We start from the raw sequence: 18,368 nt of genomic DNA on the forward strand, positions 1-18,368 counted from the left end.
CCTGATTTTGAATACTTCGACTGGCGATATCTGATGGAATCCGTACTAGTGAGCCACACAGGTGAGCCAATCGGTCATCGAAACACTTATCAAAATACCGTGACTCAGGACCTTTGGTTTTCTGCTGATAACCTTTAAATTATACCATATATCTGATATACTTAACTAAATAACAGCTTTAAAAGGGCAGGATGTTAAGAATTCTATGAGAAGCGCAAAGGAACTATTCAAGCAGTCGGCCTTTTAACTATTGGAGGCGCAATATGCCGAATCATCAGTGGAACAATCCATCTTCAAATAGTTTTGCTCTCAGCTCGGAGGAGTACGATTTGGCTGTACCCAACGCTGCTTCTCTCATGCAGTCTTTGCGTGCTTTTGGCTATGATATTGCAACTGCTGTTGCCGATTTAATTGACAACAGCATTACAGCGCAGGCAAATAGGATTTCCGTTCAATTTGAGTGGAACAATGGGAACCCTTGGATATCTATATCCGACAACGGATATGGAATGACCGAGGATGAATTATTTGAGGCAATGAAACCCGGCAGCAAGAATCCTCTTGATGAACGTTCCGAAAATGATCTTGGACGTTTTGGATTGGGATTAAAAACTGCTTCTCTTTCTCAATGCAAACGCCTTACCGTTGCCTCTAAGAAAGACGGCGGAAGAATCTGCTGCAGATGTTGGGATTTGGATGTGGTAACCCAAAAAAACGCATGGCTCTTACTCAAAGTTCCCACAGAAACAGCAGCGACTATAATACAGAAACATTTGGACAAGTGCCCATCCGGCACTATCGTCATATGGGAGAAAATTGACCGAATAATTCCTGGAGAGCATGTCGGAGACGAGGAATATCAGCGTGCCTTTCTTAACTATGCTCAATCCGTCAAAGAGCGCATTTCTGTTGTGTTCTCATCATACATGTCTGGCCCTCATAAAGTTGCCTTTGAAATGAATGGCCGCGAAATTTCGATGTGGGATCCTTTTATGACCGATAATCCATTGACCACCCGGATGCCTACTGAGTATCTCTATGTAAATGGAAACGAAGTCAAAATCAAAACATTCATTCTGCCGCATCAAAAAAAGTTGTCGTCCAACGAATTCTCTCTTTATGCAGGTGCACACGGCTGGAATGCTCAACAAGGTTTTTATATTTTCAGAAATAATCGGCTGATCGTTGAAGGCAGCTGGCTCTTAAATGGTTTTGAAAAAGCAGAGCAATACCGGTTGGCCCGCATACGCATTGATATCGGAAACGAAACCGACAGTGAATGGAATATCGACGTAAGAAAATCGACAGCCGTCCCGCCTATATCGATACAAAATGATATAAAAAGAATTGCCATTGCAGCGCGACGAGAATCAGCGACAATCTTTCGCAACAGAGGCAAAAAGCTGGCCAGAAGGGCGCGGAAAGAGCAATGCTTCGTATGGCATCAAAATATCCGAAACGGGAAACTTGGCTATACAATCAATCGCGATCATCCCATTATTCGAGAAATGATTAATGCAGATGAAAAAAATCAAATCAAAAAGCTGCTTACCCTGATCGAGGAAACTATACCTGTTCCCATGATTATTTCTGATTACTCAGAAAGGGCGGACAATATTCTGACTCCTTTTGAAGGAAAAAGCACCAATGATTATGATCCCATGATAAAGACCTTGTATGACGTATATCGTAAGGCTGGGTGCACAATTCAAGAGGCGATTGAAAATATTGCGGGAACCGAACCCTATATCTATGAGCCAGAGAAGGTAACATTATTCTGTGAAAGAGAGGGCATCCCCTATGGCGAGTAATGGTCAACTATATTCAATGTTATATGATAATGTTATGAAATTGCTCACAACCGGTAAAATTGTGCCGGATCAATTGGGATCAGGAATTCAAAAAATGCATAACATGTTTCAAAATTACTACCCTGATGAGGAATTGGATGAAGAAGAGCTTTTACGCCAAATTGTACGCGATTTTGGCATTTTTGAAGGGTCTGCCAAAATTCTCGAGGATAACCGTGACCACAGAGAATGGCTCGCTGAAGAACGATCAAAAATACAATGGGTTTTCTGGGGACGATACAAAAAATACCTTGAAGTCAGTGAAAAAATGCCGCCTGCCGTTGTTAAAAGCATAGATGATACGACAGATGAAATTTTAAAACGACTGGAAAGCCCCAAACGTCCCGGCAGCTGGGATCGCCGCGGGATGGTTGTAGGCAATGTTCAATCAGGCAAAACCAGCAATTATATTGGACTAATCACAAAGGCTATCGATGCAAAATATAAAATCGTTATTGTGTTGGCGGGACTAAATAATGATCTTCGAAGCCAAACACAAAGGCGAATCGATAAAGGCTTAATCGGCAGGGACACTTGTAAGAAGGATTCGTACAATCAGACATCCTCTCGCATTGGCGTGGGGTTGCTGCCAGGTTTTCCCGAACCTCCGATTATCGCTGTCACAAGTGCTGATACAAATGGTGATTTCAAGAAAAATGTTCACAGCACGGTTACGATTACGCCGGGCGGAGATCCTATTATCGCGGTTGTAAAGAAAAACGTCACTCCTTTAAATAATCTTCTTAACTGGTTTACAAGCGCTAATAATTCCGGCAAAATAGCTAACATTCCTCTGTTGCTGATTGATGACGAAGCCGATAATGCATCAATTGACACGAAGGCGGCAAAGCGCATTGGCGGGACAGCTGTTGATCCAGACGAAGCAGAGCGTGACCCAACGAAAATTAACGGACTCATCAGGCAAATTTTAAATTGCTTTTCTCAAAGTGCATATGTGGGATATACCGCAACGCCTTTTGCTAATATTTTTATTTATCCAACAGATCCAAGCAATGAAACCGACACTTATGGAGAGGATTTATATCCGCGCAGCTTTATCGTGAATTTGCATGCGCCATCCAATTATATCGGACCTGAGAAAGTGTTTGGGCTTTATGAAGATCGGACAGCAAACATTAAAGAGATCAAACCGCTGCCTCTTACAAGAGATGCGGATGATTATGTAGAAGCATTCCCGGATCACCATAGAAGCTCCTTAAATGTAACTAGTCTGCCGAACTCGTTGTACACTGCAGTCTATTCGTTTATCCTTGCTTCTGCAGCTCGTGACGCTAGAGGACAAGGGCGAAAGCATCATTCGATGCTGGTTCACGTCACACGATACGTTGACGTACAAATGAAGGTAACTGAATTGCTCAAAAATGCGATGCAGGATATTGTTGCCGAATTGGAGTTTCAAACTGGTCCGCAGTATCAAAAGCTGATCAGCGATCTGGAATATTTATGGCACAACGATTTTGAACCGACAACTCGTGCTGTCATGGAAACACTAGACGACAACGGAATTGCCCCTGTTGCATGGGAGGAAATCAAAGAAAGACTGTTTACATGTGCATCAAAAATTGAAGTCAAAGCCATCAACGGCAAAGCAGCTGATGGCGGACTCGATTATGATTCTTATCCGAACGGTTGTTCTGTCATTGCTGTAGGCGGAGATAAGCTTTCCCGTGGATTGACGCTTGAGGGACTGATGGTCAGCTATTACGCTCGCCTTTCGAGAATGTATGATACCCTTCTCCAGATGGGTCGTTGGTTTGGCTATAGAAATGGCTATGCTGATTTGTGCAGACTATATACCAGCAAACAGCTGATCGGCTGGTATAGACATATTGCGGTTGCCAATGAGGAACTCCGCCAGGAGCTTGATGATATGGCAGAACTGCATGCGATCCCGGAAACATATGGACTGAAGGTTAGAACTCATCCGGATGGTATGCTTATCACCGCAATGAATAAGATGCGTAATTCGGAAAGCCGAACTGTTACATATGCGGGAAAGCTTGTTCAAATCACACGGTATTATAAAGATAATCCATGCAATTTTAAAAATATCAGATTTGCAGATACGTGGCTGAGGGAGTTAGGTACTCCGATTACCCCTTCTCCTAAAACAAGGAACAACTACTTATGGACCAATGTTGGCTACGAACGAATCATTGATTTCCTGCAGAATATAGCTATACATAGTTCCTGCTTTAGTGCATCGCCCAAAATTGTAAGCAAGTATATTCAAAGTCAAGTTCAAGACGGTGAATTGGTTAATTGGACAGTTGCTCTGGTTTCAACCCTATCTGGTAAGACATATCCTATCGGCGGTGTTGATATTGGCTTGTCTTGGCGCAGTGATGATGCTGCCGGTTCATCCTTGCAATCTAAGCACGCAGGGCTCGAGGACAACACGATTTACTTGATACGGAATAACCTCATTACAGAAACCGATCAAGAGGTCGATCTAACTGAAGAAGAGCGGCAAAATGCGATCAATCATACAAGAGATAATTGGAAGCCCAATAAGCGTTCGTCAGTTCCGCCGACGGATCCATCTCCTGTATGGGTTCGAAAGTGCAGAAGCAAAGAAAGAGGATTGCTCCTGATCTATGTTTTTGAGTCTGGCAATATAGTAAACGGCATGCGCATGCCATATAACGATACATATTTGGGATATGCTATTAGTTTTCCTGACAGTAATACAGCTCGGCCGGTCGAATATAAGGTTGATGAAGTCTATCTAAGGAATGATTTTGATGAGGACTGATAAACTGGAGAAAATCTGGGAAGAAATCGAAGGGCAAAGAGAAAATTCCAGTCAAACAATACAGCGGCAGCGCATGATATGCATTGATATGCCATGCCGAATCTATGTGGGAGTCAACGGTATTCCGTCTTGCAGATTCATGGCTTTTGACATTCCCAAGGAAGATATTTCACGGTTTAATCCATTCACTTCGCTAAGAGGTATTACGGTTGCTATTGCTGAGCCAATTCTTCAGCACGAGAATTTTTACGCATGTGTCCTTCAGGCAGCTTCTTGCGATCAAAATGATGTCTTTACAATAGTGGCTTCAGATATCCTTCAAAAGATGCACGACTGCTCATCGGCTGATAACTATGTTGAGGTTCTCAAGCAGCGGATCGAAAAGTGGCGCATTTTTTTCGAAAAAGCTGTAGGGCAGCAACTGTCAGACCGGATGGTAATAGGACTGTGGGGCGAATTAAATTTAATTCATGAACTGCAAAACGAAAAAATCATGACTGCAGAAGATTTATGGAATGGCCCCTTAAAGTCTGCACAAGATTTTCAAGGGAATGAAATAGCAATAGAGGTAAAAACTTCCGTTTCTAATCAGTTGGAAAATGTCTTGATTTCCAGCGAAATTCAGCTTGATGATTCGCACTTCAACGCCTTATTCCTTATCGCGTTTAGAATTGAGCGAAATGATGAAAACGGAATAACATTGCCTCAGCTCGTCGACATGGTCTCCTGCAAGTTGGCGGATGAGCAAAAGAAAAGATTTTATGCGGCTCTTTTATGTTTGGGATATGACCCATCCCATAGCCAGTTGTACACTAAGGGATATATTTTGAAGGAACAAAGGAATTACTATGTGAAGTCTGGATTTCCCAGAATAATACGCAGCGACGTACCTCACGGAGTATGCAATATAAAGTATGAAGTTTCTTTAAGCACCTGCAGTGAGTTTCAGGTCGACTGGGACAGAATGATTGCCGCAATAAAGGAGTACGAATATGGCCAAGCCGGAGGAACTCAGTAAATTCTATACTGACCTAGAGCAGGAAATTATTAATAAGGCCGCCCTTGACGAAACAGAAGATTTTCGAGAAAACATTTTTACCCAAATTTACATAGATTACCTTTGTGAAGCGGCAGAAATTGAGGATGGTAATGTTTGCTTCCATGAAGGCCGCGGCGTTAAGGTTAATGGATACAGCATCTCAGAAGATGAAAGTAATATAACCTTGTTTGTCTCCATTTACAAGAACAATCCCTCGATCTATTCCGTACCTCCTTCAGACGCGGTTGCAATGATTAATAGAGCCAAGCAGTTTTACTTAAAGTCTCTGAAAAAGTATCAGACCGATATCGAAGAGGCTTATGCGGCTTTTGATTTGGCCAGAAGTATATATGAATCTAAAAATCGCATTACAGAAGTAAAAATCATTCTGCTGACAAACGGCACTATTCGCTCCACACAGCTGGCAACAGAAGAGCTTGAAGGCGTAACATTTATACCTTCTATTTGGGATTTGGAACGTATCTACCGGGTGAGTACATCTGGTGCCGCACGCGAGAAAATAGAATTTAGCCTGCAGGAGCTAACAGGCAAAACGTTAGATGCTATTCGAATCACCGTTCCTGAAGAAACTAAAACGACAAAAAATGGGGACGTTATTACAAGCGGCGGATATACTTCTTATTTTACGGTCTTTCCTGGTGATGTTCTGTATAAAATTTATGAGCAGTATGATGCACGGCTGCTGGAAAAAAATGTACGAGCATTCCTTCAGGCAAGGGGCGGTGTAAATAAAGGGATTAAATCTACCATTTTGGAAAATCCTGAAATGTTTTTGGCATATAACAACGGCATCTCTGCAACAGCCGAACAGATAACCGTTTCTAATGAGCATGGAAATACCTGCACTATTACTGGGTTAAAGGATTTTCAAATTGTTAACGGCGGTCAAACAACAGCATCTATCTATAACGCATGTATAAAAGATAAGAGGCCGCTGGAGAAGATTTTTGTACAGGCAAAAATCACGGTCTTGTCAGATCAAACTCAAATGGAGCAAGTTGTTCCTCAGATTTCTGCTTGCGCGAATACACAAAACAAAGTGCAGCTTGCAGATTTTTCTGCCAATGATGAATTTCATCAGGCCATTGAAAGTCTTTCCAGAACAGTATGGGCTCCAGCGAAAACAGGCGGCGAGCAGCAAACAAAATGGTTTTATGAGCGTGCACGAGGCCAATATGCTGATACTCGTTCCAGAGAAAAAAATGTTAAATACTTTGATTCGATTTATCCAAAGGCACAATACTTCGATAAATTGGAGCTGGCGCGATATGAAAATGTCTGGGAACAATTGCCGTATGTAACGAGTAAAGGCGGTCAGGCTAGTTTCAGAGACTTCACTATCCGATTAAAACGGCGTGGGAAATTTGTGCCGGATCAAAATTACTACCAAGATTTAATTGCAAAGGCAATTTTGTATCGGCGTGTTCGTCAAATAGTTAAGTCCCAAAGATTTCAGGGCTTTTGGGCAAATATTGCCGATTACACGGTGGCCTATATCAGTTTTAAGACTGCTCAAAGAATTGATTTAAAAAAGATTTGGCGCACACAGACAACGACGGAAGCCTTTGATAATATGGCTGCAGCAGTTGCAAATGCAGTGTATAATTATCTGACGGAAACATGTTCTGGAATTAACACCACCCAGTGGTGTAAAAAGGAACAATGCTGGAATGCCATAAAGGCTGATATTCACGTACCAATTGAAAAAGGGCTTGTATCGGAACTTCTTCCAGTGGGTCAAAATAATACAGCTGGTATCGATGCTTTGAATGATCCAGAAAAGGTGCTTATTGAAGATATTCACGGCGTAAGCGCGGATATTTGGTTTGCAATTGCATCGTGGGGAAAGGAAACTGCAAATCTGCGTGGCTATCAATGTGGCATTGCCGGAACATTAGGCAGATACGTTGGCTGGAGCAAGATGCCATCTATTAAACAAGCAAAGCAGGGAATTAAAATCCTGAATACAGCATATGCAAAAGGATTTATCGTCGAAAGCAAAATAAAAGAATTGGTAGAGAAGAACAGCGCGTTTTTGGATGACTAATCGCGTGAAGGAATTAGTATATGGATTATAGGTATAAAGTAGTTGATCTTTTTAGTGGTGCGGGGGGACTGAGTCTAGGGTTTCTTCAAACCAAAAAGTATGATATTAAAGTAGCGTTTGAAAACAGCCCCTATATGCAGGAAACATATAAAAAGAATCATACAGGTGTCGAAGTACAAGGTGACGTATGTGCTGCCGATTATGCCGATATTGTGCGCCGATACGGAAAGATTGACGTTGTTATTGGGGGGCCTCCATGTCAGGGCTTTTCAAATGCAAATCGTCAAAAAAACCATGCAATCAGCCAAAACAACAAGCTTGTAAAGCAGTATTTAAGGGCCATTTTAGAACTTCAGCCCAAAGCCTTTGTGATGGAAAACGTAAGCATGCTTAAATCGGAAGTACATCGCTTTTATATGGAAAAGGGAGATGAAGAAATCGTTAAGCGCTGCAATATTCCTGTTAAGGATACATTTCTTCATCTTTTGGACGGTGCCTTCTTATTCGACGGCGCAATTGATATTGTGAAAGACGAAAACCTCATCAATCAATATCTGTGGCCGGAAGCCGACTACTTTGAGCTAAATGTCATTTATAAGTCTGCGAAAAACATTTCTAAAATGATAAATGCCTTAGACCATCACAAAAAGAAATTGGAATCTTTAATCGAAACATATACCAACTTAAAAGGTGATGATCATATTGCCGAAGAAGCACGAAAGGCATTTTCAGCAATCAAAGCATACTATGATGGGACCCTTCCAGCAGATGAAATCAAAAGCAAAATTGAACCCTCTGTTATGATTCAGCGGATGCTGAGTAAAGCACAAGAAATTTTTCAAAACAACATTATTGTAGATGAATATGTACAGGGATCTGACTTAGCCGCCAAAATTCGGTCCTTTGCTGTTTACGATTATCTTAAGGACATTTTGACTGCACCAGAAAACAATTATGTCATTTACAGCGATGTGCTCTGTGCAGCAGATTATGGAGCTCCTCAAAAGAGAATGCGTTTCGTTGTGATCGGAATTAAGCGTGATATTTCAGAAAAAATTGCGCTTCCCAAGGGATCATACGATGCAGACGAGTATCGTACGGTTAAAGATGCAATTGGCGATTTGGAAGATATTAAGCCTGTGTATACTCTTGCTGAAGATAAGCAAGGAATCGTGCTGCCAAAGGCGGAAAATTTAAGCGAATTAGCGTCAACATTAAGAGACTCTCCCGTTCTTCATAACCATATAGTAACGAAAACAACGGATACAGCTCTTGAACGGTTTCGAGCATTAAAACCGGGACAAAATTTTCATTGTCTCGACGATTCTCTTAAAACCAATACCTATACCGATGCGAAAAGAACTCAAAACACGATTTACCAGCGGCTGAAATATGATGAACCAAGCGGTACGGTAGTGAACGTGCGAAAATCGATGTGGATACACCCGGAACACGATAGAGCAATCAGTATTCGCGAAGCTGCTCGACTGCAGACATTCCCAGACAGCTTTGTCTTTTATGGCTCTAAGGATAAGCAATACCAGCAGGTTGGAAATGCGGTGCCCCCAATTATGGCAAAAGCTATCGCAAAGAAACTTGCGAAAATCCTTTCCAAAAAACGTAATGCAGACGCAAAAAAGAACTGCACAAAAGGAAATGGCAGACAATCACACAAAAGAAATTCGCAGCATAAACATGTCGCATATCCGCAGCACTAATTCTAAGCCAGAGGAAATTGTGCGAAAATATTTATTTTCAAAGGGATTTCGATATCGGAAAAATGTCCGTACCCTTCCAGGATGTCCGGATATTGTATTGCCTAAATACAAAACAGTTATTTTTGTGAATGGTTGTTTCTGGCATGCATATGCCGCCCCAAAAGTGCAGCTTGACCGCAGATGATGGTGCATCGCCACCGCTGGAATGGTGCACCCATTCCGCAGAAATGGTGCATGGCGGCCGCAGGCGTGGTACACCGGACCGCCATGCAGGGGATTACTCGGGGATACCCTTGCGCTTACGCATGGATTCGCCCTCGATCTGGATGGTATAGGCGTTATAGATTATACGGTCACAGATAGCGTCGGCCAGGGTAGGGTCGTACAGGTTCTCGTGCCACTCGCTGGTGTCGTACTGGGAACAGAAGATGGTGGAGGCCACCTTGTTTCGGGCCTCTACCAGTTCCAGCACATCCCGGGCCTCTGCCTCCTTGAGGGGGTAGAGCAGCCATTCGTCCAGAATAAGCAGCTTCTCTTTCCTGAGCTTTTTCATGTAGTCCCGGTAGGTTCCGTTGGCCCGGGCTACGGAGATCTCCACCAGCAAATCCGGCAGACGGATGTACCGCACAGAGTAAAAACTGCGGTTGGCGGCCATACCAAGGGCGCAGGCCAGGTAGGTCTTTCCGGCTCCGGTGGCTCCCAGGATGATGATATTGTGTGCTTCCTGGAGGTAAGCACAGGAGGCAAGGCGCAGGATCTGCTCCCGGTCCAACTTTCGTTCCGGGTGGTACTCAATATTCTCGACACAGGCGGCGGGGTCCGCGTAGCCAGCGTTGCGGATGAGCCGGGTTAGGCGGTTGCTTTTTCGGGCACTCCACTCTGCGTCTACCAGCATGGCAAAGCGGTCCTCAAAGGACACCGCTTGGAACTGCGCATCCTCCAGTTGGGCGGAGAAGGCCTCCGCCATGACGCCCAGGCGCATTTCATGCAGTTTTCGTACCGTTTCATTGCTCAGCATGGTCATTCCCCCCTCTTGTAATAGCCGGCGCCCCTGGTAAACTTATGGGCTTTGGGCTCTTCCAGCCTGGCCGGAGCATCCTCATCCAATAGCTTGTCCTGCCCGGATTTCAGGATGGACTGGACGCTTTTCAGGCTGGGGGAAGTGGTGTAAGAAAGAGCTTTCCGGCAGGCGATCTCCAGTCGCTGAGGGGAATAGCGATCCGCCAGTTTCAGCAGGGCCATGCAGGACTTGTAGCCCTGCTGCTCCACCTTGTGGGCGGAGAGGAAAACCCGTACCACAGCAGCGGTGTGCTGGCCAATCTGTTCCGCCCAGCGGATGAAACGCTCGCCGTTCCACTGCAGATAGGCCTGGTGGTCCGGCGGCATATGGCTCTCCACCGTGCTGTACTGGTTGGGACGGCCCTGGAGCCGCAGATGGGAAGCGATGCGAGTCCCTGCAAAGAAGATTTCCACGGTAGTCCGGGTAAGGCGCACATCCACCTGCTGCTTGATGTATTCATACGGCACAGAGTAGTTCATGCGCTCCATGCTGATGTGATAGTTATATTGGACCGTGGCCACCTTCCAGACCGCCAACTCAAACGGTGCAGCCGGGAGGGGCAGCAGGAACAGTTTCTCCTCCGCAAAACAAGCTGCACGGCTGCCCTCCCGTTTCTGGAAGGGCTTGTGGTTAAAGGTCTCCAGCTTCTCTCGGATGGCCTGATTCAGTTCTGTGAGGGACAGGAACTGGCGGTTACGCAGGGCTGCCAGGATCCAGGTGGAGACCACGCCCACGGAGCCCTCCACAAAGGCTTTGTCCTTGGGGCTGCGGGGCCGGGCTGGGAGGATGGCGGTGCCGTAGTGCTCCGCCATCTCCTGATAGGCCTTGTTGAGCACCGTTTCCGTCCGGGAATTCTTGACCACACCGGTCTTGAGATTGTCCGGCGTGAGGATGCGAGTGACCCCGCCGAAATACCGGTAGGCGTTGACATGACCGGTAATCCAGGCCTCCTGCTTCATGTCCAGAAAGGCCTCCGTGTAGGCGTAGCCGCTGTATGGCAGCACCGCTACAAACAGGTAGGCGTCCAGCCGCTCCCCGGTGTCTGTGTCCACCAGCGCCGCCGTCTGGCCCGCCCAGTCCACCTGCATGGTCTCGCCGGGCTTGTGCTCCAGATGCATGGTGGCTTTCGTTTTGTGGACATAGTCTGCGTAGTACTTGTTGAATTGGGTGGATTTGTAGGGCAGCTCTCCGTTCTGACGGCACTGCTCGCAGTATTCCACCCACAGCAGGCTCAGGGTAACGCCGCTCTTCTGCATCTCTCGGTGTACCCATTCGTAATCCGGCATCTTGTAGGCAGAACCCTTTGTTTCGAGTGGAAATAGATTCTGTGAGACTTCTTGCTGCGACATGGACTGCGCTTGCTGCCAGCCAAGCTGCTGCTCCCGAGCACGGGCTAATGTGCGTGTGACCGTGTTGCGGCCGCAGCCTGCAGCATCTGCGATCTCCCGGTTTGTGAGTCCCAGGTTTTTGAGCCGAAGGATCTCTTTGTGATTGACCATGGTAAGGCCTCCTAAATTGAATTTGCATCTGACGATGCTAAACCTATTTTAGTGGCCATCCTGTCAATGCACCATGGCTGCGGTGACCATGCACCATTTTAGCGGTTTGGCTGCACCATTCGTGCGGTCTAAGGGCACCGTTTCAGGCGGTGTATTCATGGCACAAGCATAACTGTCCTAGGTTTGTCTGGCCTTCTTCCAACCAGGAATATTGGCGGCCTAAAATACTCAGAAATGCAGAGAGAGACAAATTGAATTCCCAATTACTAACTGAAATAGGATGGAAGGTTCTGACGGTATGGGAGTGTGAGCTTAAAAAGAAAGTGCGTGATGACCGACTTGCAAAGTTGGAACAGGAAATAAAAGGTCAGAACGGAGAGGTATAATTATGGCTCAAATTAGCTTGGATAATATTAAAAAGATCAAGAAGAACCGAAACACTATCCATGAGAAAGTACACGCAGCATACACAGTATTCGAAATGGATGGCGAAAAGTATGTACAGATTGACACTTATGGTCGTATAGATCGCGAAAATCCCGAAAAGATCAGCCAGTCAATTCAATTTGATAAAGAGACTGCGACTTTTCTGGTAAATCTTCTAAAAGAAGAATTTGAATTGCATTAACTTCTTACAAACTTTTGCGGTTCGAAATCCGAAATCTTCCCATAAAAACAAAAACTGATAAAATAGCTCTCGTGCTGCCCGATGTACAAAACCAGCACGGAAAGGAGATTCCATGAGCTATCTTATCAGTTTGCCGTGTCTGTCATGGCTGATGTTACCGCGTACATAGTCAAAAGATGGATTGACAAGCACTAAGCCGTGACAAAATAAAAAAGGTCGCTGTACTGCAATACAGCGACCTTTTTTGGTGCGGCCGGGGGGATTCGAACCTCTGGCCTTTGGAGTCGGAGTCCAACGCTCTATCCAGCTGAGCTACGACCGCACATGTATGAAAATCGTCGCTGGGACGAGATTCATCGTATAAAATTGTGAAAATCGGGTTGGTGGTCAATTCGTGGTCAGTCTACCGCAGACCACCGGGTGATGCGTCTGCTTTTTCACGTTATGCCGAGCAATTTCTTCCCGATTGCCTAACGTGCCACAGTTGTCGGAGTCCAACGCTCTATCCAGCTGAGCTACGACCGCACATGATTTTTTGTTCCACTGTATCGGGAACTTATATAGTATACCAAATCCTGCGGCAAAATGCAAATGCTTTTTTTGTGGGCGGGGACTTTTTTTCGTGGTGCAGTGAAAAACCATCTTTTAGTTTTTGTGGCACACTTATGGTTGTGGTCTGTTTTGCGGACCGCGGACAGAAAAGTCCCCGGTGACAGCACACAACATTGCACAATTTTTCCAATTTTGCTATACTGAGTCCTGGAGCACTTGTCTGGCTCCACACGAGGTATTACATATGAAAAAGAGTCATCTGATAGCAGCCGGGGCGGCAGCCACGGCCGCAGCGACCGCTTCGTTGCTGGGGGCGGCCTATGGGATTTACCGGGTCTGGTTCTACCATGCGGCGGAGCCGGAGGACACCCACGCCGAGGAGCTGGCCAGAACGCTGCCCTACGGCGCGCAGCTGAAACAGGATGCCGAGGCATTGGCCGCCGCGCCCTATGAAAGCATCCAGATCACGGCGGACGACGGCACGTTGCTGGCGGCGCGGTATTATCACCATGCCGACGGGGCGCCGGTGGCGATCATCTTTCACGGGTACAAGGGGTTTGCCCGCCGGGACGGCATGGGCGGTTACACCCTGTGCAAGCGCCTGGGCTACAATGTCCTGCTGCCCGACCAGCGCAGCCACGGCGCCAGCGGGGGACACACCATCACCATGGGGGTAAAGGAACGGTACGACTGCCGGGCCTGGGCCTACTGGGCGTACAAGCACTTCGGGCCTCAGGTACCGCTGTTTCTCATGGGGGTTTCCATGGGGGCGTCCACCGTGCTGCTGGCCAGCGGGCTGGACCTGCCCGAAACGGTGCGGGGCATCATTGCGGACTGCGGCTACACCAGCCCCCACGACATCTGCCGCAAGGTGCTGAAAGCCAATCTGCCGCGGGTCCCGGTGGGGCCGGTCTACACCATCGGGCGGCTGGGCACGCTGCTCTACGGGCGGTTCGATCCCGAGGACGCCGACTGCCGTCAGGCGGTGGCCAAGGCCACCGTTCCCATCCTGTTCATCCACGGGGAGGCGGACAACTTCGTGCCCTGCGAGATGAGCCGGGAGAACTTTGATGCCTGTGCCAGCCCCAAGCGTCTGGTGACGATCCCCGGCGCGGGGCACGCGGTGGCCTACTATGTGGACATTCCCGCCTACGAGAAAGCCGTGACGGAATTTTTGGACGGCTGCCTGCACCCGGCAGAGAACCCCGCCGGGACCAACTCCCAGTGATACAACCAAACAACCGCCGGACACGGGGCAAAACCCGGTGTCCGGCGGTTTTCATTGTTCCAGATAGGCCCGCAGGGCGGGGAGCTGTTCCCGCATCTCGCGGCGGCCCCGGTTGTAGAGGGCCAGCAGTTTTTCGGTGTTTTTCTCGAAGCGGCCGATCTCGATGGGTTCGGCCGGGCGCAGCACAAAGAGTTTGCCGGCCTCCTCCAGGGCGTCGATCTCCTCCATGAGGGCGTTATACCGCACTTCCTGGGTGAGCAGGGTGGCCAGGAAAAGGGTCTTGTCGCCGTAGAAATCGTCGTAGAGGTTCACCATCCGCTGGCCGGGCAGGGATTTGCGGAAGCCCTTGTGCCGGGTGGTGATGATGACGGTCTTTTCAAAGCCTTCCTTCTGCGCCCAGTGCAGGGGAATGGGGCAGGAACAGCCGCCGTCCAGGTAGCGGTTGCGTCCGATGCGCACCGGGGCGGACACCAGCGGCAGGCTGGCCGAGGCCCGCACCGCTTCCAGGAAATCGAAGTCGGTCTTGCCCTTTTCAAAGTAGGCGGGTTTGCCGGTCTCCACGCAGGTGGCCACCGCCACCATCCGCTGGCCGCCATGATAAAAGGTATCGCTGTCGAAGGGCACCGACTGGGGGATGTCCCGCAGCATGAAGTTCAGCCCGAACAGACTGCCGCCCTTCACCGCCGCCATGAGTCCGAAGTACCTCGGGTCGCGGCGGTAGCGCAGATTGATGCTGGCCGACCGTCCCGGCTGATGGGCCAGATAGTTCACGCCGTTGAGCGCCCCCGCGCTGACCCCCGCCACCGCGGGGAAGTAGAGATTTTCCTCCATCAGCGTATCCAGCGCCCCGGCCGTATACAGGCCGCGCAGCGAACCGCCCTCCAGCAGCAGGGCGGCGCTTTGCGGCATTGTGAAGTTTTCCATAGCAATGCCTCCTGTATCCTTCTATTGTAGCGCGCCGCGGGGCCTGCCGCAAGCGGAAAGCCGCGAATTTACAGTTTTTTTAAATTGTGGTACAATACAACAAAAAGCCGTCTGTACGACAAAGGAGCGCCCGCTATGCTGCAACTGAACCCCGAAACCCCGCGCATCATCATTCCGCTGTTTGCCCATGCTCTGGATGAATTGGAAGCCCAGGCGAAGGCCGCCCAGGCCGCCCCGGAGGCGGACCTGGTGGAGCTGCGGCTGGACCCCTTGCGCGTGGGGGACTGGCTGCCGGCGCTGGGGATGGTGCGGGGGCTTGTGCAAAAGCCGCTGATCGTGACCATCCGCACGGCCCGGGAGGGCGGCGAAGCGGCGCTGGACGCCTCGGATTACCGGGACGCCGGGCTGGCGCTGCTGCAGCAGGGGGGCGTGGACGCCCTGGACATTGAGTGGCGCACCGACGCAGCGGTGGTGCGGACCCTGCGGGACGCGGCGAAGCGGGCGGGGGCGGCGGCGCTGTTCAGCGAGCATCACTTTGACGGCACGCCGGACCGCCACGCCATGGTGGAAGCGCTGCACGGCATGCTGGACGCGGGGCCGGACATCGCCAAGCTGGCGGTGATGCCCCACAGCCGGGCCGACGCGGCGGCGCTGCTGCTGGCCACGGCGGAAGTGCACGATGAGCGCCCCGAGGCGGTGCTCATCACCATGAGTATGGGCCGGGACGGCGCGGCCACCCGGTACTGCGGCGGGCCGTTCGGCAGCGCGGCCACCTTCGGGACCCTGTCGGCGGCCAGCGCGCCGGGACAGCCCCCGGCCGCCAATCTCCGGGCCAAACTGCTCACCGCCGGGGATCTGGGATAACCTACTTTCTTTGCAAAGAAAGTAGGCAAAGAAACTCCAAACAAATAAACCGGAAGGTTGCAACCACCATACTGCGGAGGCATCCCGGTGCTTGGGTATCTGCCTTATTTTGCCCAGCTGTAGGGCGGGGTCTTGACCCCGCCGGACAATTTGACGGTCACCGCGACACCTCGCGGCGGGGAAGAATCCCCGCCCTACGGATAAACGGCAGCAGGGAGGCACCCAAACTTTCCGCTTCAACAACACCCATCCTTATATAATATGTAGAAGGAGCTATCTATGGACCGTTTGGAACAGACCATCTGTGCGCTGGCCACCCCGCCGGGGGAGGGCGGCATTGCGGTGATCCGGGTATCGGGTCCCGACGCCTATCCCATTGTGGAGAAAGTCTTTGTGCCGGTGCGGCAGGGCCGCCGGGTGGCCCAGGCCAAGGGCTACACCGCCATGCTGGGGCATTACACCCTGCGCGGCGAGGAGATGGACGAGACGGTGGCGCTGTTCTACCGGGCGCCCCACTCCTACACCGGGGAGGACGTCATCGAATTGTCGGTGCACGGCGGCACGGCCATGGCGGAGGGTCTGCTGGAAGCGCTGCTGCTGGCGGGGGCGGCACCGGCCGGGCCGGGTGAATTCACCCGCCGCGCTCTGGAACACGGCAAGCTCAGCCTGACCCAGGCCGAGGCCGTCATGGAAGTCATCGCGGCCAACGGGCGGCAGGGGGCAGCCCTGGCAAAATCCGCCCTGGACGGACGGCTGGCCAAACGCATCGGGTCCATCCAGGCGGCGCTGCAAAGTCTCAACGCCCATCTGACGGCCTGGGTGGATTACCCCGAGGAGGACGTGCCGGAACTGTCCGACGCGGCCCTCACCGGGACGCTGCTCACCCAGAAAGCCGAGCTGGACGACCTCATCGCCGGCTACGGCGCGGGGGCGGTGCTCCGCCACGGGGTGGACTGCGTGCTGCTGGGCCGCCCCAACGTGGGGAAGAGCACCCTTTTAAACTTACTGGCCGGGTTTGACCGGGCCATCGTCACGCCGGTGGCGGGCACCACCCGGGACATCGTGGAGCAGGCGGTGCAGCTGGGGGAGATCCGGCTGAATCTCTTTGACACGGCGGGGGTCCGGGAGGTGGGCGCCGACGGCGACGCCATCGAGGCGGAGGGCATCCGCCGCAGCTGGAAGAAGCTGGACGAGGCCGGTCTGGTGCTGGCGGTCTTCGACGCCGCCCAGCCCCTGGAGGAATCCGATCTGGACATCGCCCGCCGCTGCCAGGGCCGCCCGGCGCTGGCCATCCTGAACAAGCAGGACCTGGCGGAATCCACCGAGGCAGCCCGGGACCTGCTGGCGCCCTATTTCAAACAGGTGCTGACCCTCTGTGCCAAGGACGCCGCCAGTCTGCAGCCCCTTTCGGCGGCGGTGGCGGATCTGCTGGGCACGGCGAAGCTGGACCCCCGGGCGGGGCAGCTCTGCAGCGCCCGGCAGCTGGCGGCAGCCACCCGGGCCCGGGACGCCGTGGCGGAGGCACTGAAAGCGGAACAGGACGGCTTCGGGCTGGACGCGGTGGCGGTCTGCCTGACCGACGCCCTGCAGGCCCTCTGCGACCTCACCGGCGAGGACGCCGCCGACGCCACCATCGACGAGGTCTTCGAGACCTTCTGTGTGGGCAAATAACAGGGGGGATTTTCTGTGGAAAAGGCTCTGAAAATTCTGAGTACGGTCTTTCTGCTCATCGGGCTGGTCTTTACGGCGCTGGGCACCGGGCTGACGCTGGCCATCCGGGAACCGGTCCTGCTGGCCTTTGCGGCGGTGGGCATCCTCTTTTTCTTCATCGGCGTGGGGATGCTGGCGTCCCTGTCCCGGACGCGGCGGCTCCGCCGCTGGCTGGACGACAACGGCCGCACCATCCAGGCGGACATCCTGGGGGTGCAGTTCGACACCCGGGTGCGGGTGAACGGCCGGTGTCCTCTGGTGCTCCAATGCCAGGCGCGGAACCCTGCCGACGGCAAGGTCTACGTCTTTGACAGCGACAGCCTGTGGTTTGACCCCACGCCCTATCTGGACGGGCGGACCACCATGCCGGTGCTGGTGGACCCCGACAACTACCACCGGTATCAGGTTCTTACCGAGGGCATCCTGCCCGAGAAGGGGTAACACATTTTCAA

At 50.8% G+C, this 18,368-nt stretch carries 14 protein-coding genes and 1 tRNA gene; 11 read left to right on the forward strand and 4 right to left on the reverse strand.

Features of this window, described 5'->3' with window-relative positions:
* The first annotated feature begins 263 nt into the window (after positions 1-263).
* The 6 genes from NQ490_RS06965 to NQ490_RS06990 are packed head-to-tail and all read left to right on the forward strand — an operon-like array spanning position 264 to position 9,635.
* Complete coding sequence (locus NQ490_RS06965; RefSeq protein ID WP_084759182.1) at positions 264-1,811, forward strand: ATP-binding protein; 1,548 nt, start codon at positions 264-266, stop codon at positions 1,809-1,811.
* Positions 1,801-4,626 (forward strand): Z1 domain-containing protein, encoded by a 2,826-nt coding sequence (locus tag NQ490_RS06970; RefSeq protein ID WP_050764756.1) that lies wholly within the window; start codon positions 1,801-1,803, stop codon positions 4,624-4,626. Before NQ490_RS06965 ends, NQ490_RS06970 begins: the two co-directional genes overlap by 11 nt.
* A complete protein-coding gene (locus tag NQ490_RS06975) occupies positions 4,616-5,644 on the forward strand; it encodes a PD-(D/E)XK motif protein (RefSeq protein WP_007048501.1) in 1,029 nt (342 codons plus the stop codon). The genes NQ490_RS06970 and NQ490_RS06975 overlap by 11 nt, the downstream gene beginning before the upstream one ends.
* A complete protein-coding gene (locus NQ490_RS06980; RefSeq protein WP_007048500.1) occupies positions 5,619-7,733 on the forward strand; it encodes an AIPR family protein in 2,115 nt (704 codons plus the stop codon). Before NQ490_RS06975 ends, NQ490_RS06980 begins: the two co-directional genes overlap by 26 nt.
* Positions 7,734-7,753: 20 nt before the next feature.
* Positions 7,754-9,451, forward strand: coding sequence for a DNA cytosine methyltransferase (locus NQ490_RS06985; RefSeq protein WP_007048499.1), 1,698 nt, complete (start codon positions 7,754-7,756; stop codon positions 9,449-9,451).
* Positions 9,429-9,635, forward strand: a complete 207-nt coding sequence (locus NQ490_RS06990; RefSeq protein WP_407084115.1) for a hypothetical protein — start codon at positions 9,429-9,431, stop codon at positions 9,633-9,635. The genes NQ490_RS06985 and NQ490_RS06990 overlap by 23 nt, the downstream gene beginning before the upstream one ends.
* 93 nt (positions 9,636-9,728) lie before the next feature.
* Here the strand turns inward: NQ490_RS06990 and istB are convergent, their stop codons facing one another.
* Positions 9,729-10,469 carry an IS21-like element helper ATPase IstB gene (istB, locus tag NQ490_RS06995; RefSeq protein WP_040918849.1) on the reverse strand — a complete coding sequence of 247 codons (741 nt, stop codon included), beginning with the start codon at positions 10,467-10,469 and terminating at the stop codon, positions 9,729-9,731.
* Between the two features lie 2 nt (positions 10,470-10,471).
* Positions 10,472-12,010: an IS21 family transposase gene (istA, locus tag NQ490_RS07000; protein ID WP_007048496.1), complete on the reverse strand. Its 1,539-nt coding sequence runs from the start codon at positions 12,008-12,010 to the stop codon at positions 10,472-10,474.
* Positions 12,011-12,398: 388 nt separating this feature from the next.
* On the opposite strand from istA, the gene NQ490_RS07005 reads away from it, so the two are divergent.
* On the forward strand, positions 12,399-12,638 hold the full coding sequence (locus tag NQ490_RS07005; protein ID WP_007048494.1) for a hypothetical protein: 240 nt from the start codon (positions 12,399-12,401) through the stop codon (positions 12,636-12,638).
* A 245-nt stretch (positions 12,639-12,883) separates the two neighbouring features.
* Here the strand turns inward: NQ490_RS07005 and NQ490_RS07010 are convergent.
* Positions 12,884-12,960, reverse strand: a tRNA-Arg gene (locus tag NQ490_RS07010).
* Positions 12,961-13,434: 474 nt separating this feature from the next.
* Here NQ490_RS07010 and NQ490_RS07015 point away from each other — a divergent pair.
* The gene (locus NQ490_RS07015) at positions 13,435-14,418 is read left to right on the forward strand and encodes an alpha/beta hydrolase (RefSeq protein ID WP_007048492.1); all 984 of its coding nucleotides are present in this window, start codon (positions 13,435-13,437) and stop codon (positions 14,416-14,418) included.
* Between the two features lie 51 nt (positions 14,419-14,469).
* Here the strand turns inward: NQ490_RS07015 and NQ490_RS07020 are convergent, their stop codons facing one another.
* Positions 14,470-15,342 carry a patatin-like phospholipase family protein gene (locus tag NQ490_RS07020; RefSeq protein ID WP_007048491.1) on the reverse strand — a complete coding sequence of 291 codons (873 nt, stop codon included), beginning with the start codon at positions 15,340-15,342 and terminating at the stop codon, positions 14,470-14,472.
* Positions 15,343-15,477: 135 nt separating this feature from the next.
* On the opposite strand from NQ490_RS07020, the gene aroD reads away from it, so the two are divergent.
* The 3 genes from aroD (at position 15,478) to NQ490_RS07035 (ending at position 18,357) form a co-directional block, all read left to right on the forward strand.
* Positions 15,478-16,206 carry a type I 3-dehydroquinate dehydratase gene (gene aroD / locus NQ490_RS07025; protein ID WP_259951709.1) on the forward strand — a complete coding sequence of 243 codons (729 nt, stop codon included), beginning with the start codon at positions 15,478-15,480 and terminating at the stop codon, positions 16,204-16,206.
* Positions 16,207-16,485: 279 nt separating this feature from the next.
* Positions 16,486-17,877 carry a tRNA uridine-5-carboxymethylaminomethyl(34) synthesis GTPase MnmE gene (mnmE, locus tag NQ490_RS07030; RefSeq protein WP_259951711.1) on the forward strand — a complete coding sequence of 464 codons (1,392 nt, stop codon included), beginning with the start codon at positions 16,486-16,488 and terminating at the stop codon, positions 17,875-17,877.
* A gap of 15 nt (positions 17,878-17,892) precedes the next feature.
* Positions 17,893-18,357: a hypothetical protein gene (locus NQ490_RS07035; RefSeq protein ID WP_007048485.1), complete on the forward strand. Its 465-nt coding sequence runs from the start codon at positions 17,893-17,895 to the stop codon at positions 18,355-18,357.
* Positions 18,358-18,368: the final 11 nt, after the last annotated feature.

The organism is Subdoligranulum variabile (assembly GCF_025152575.1).
Classification (GTDB): domain Bacteria; phylum Bacillota; class Clostridia; order Oscillospirales; family Ruminococcaceae; genus Gemmiger; species Gemmiger variabilis.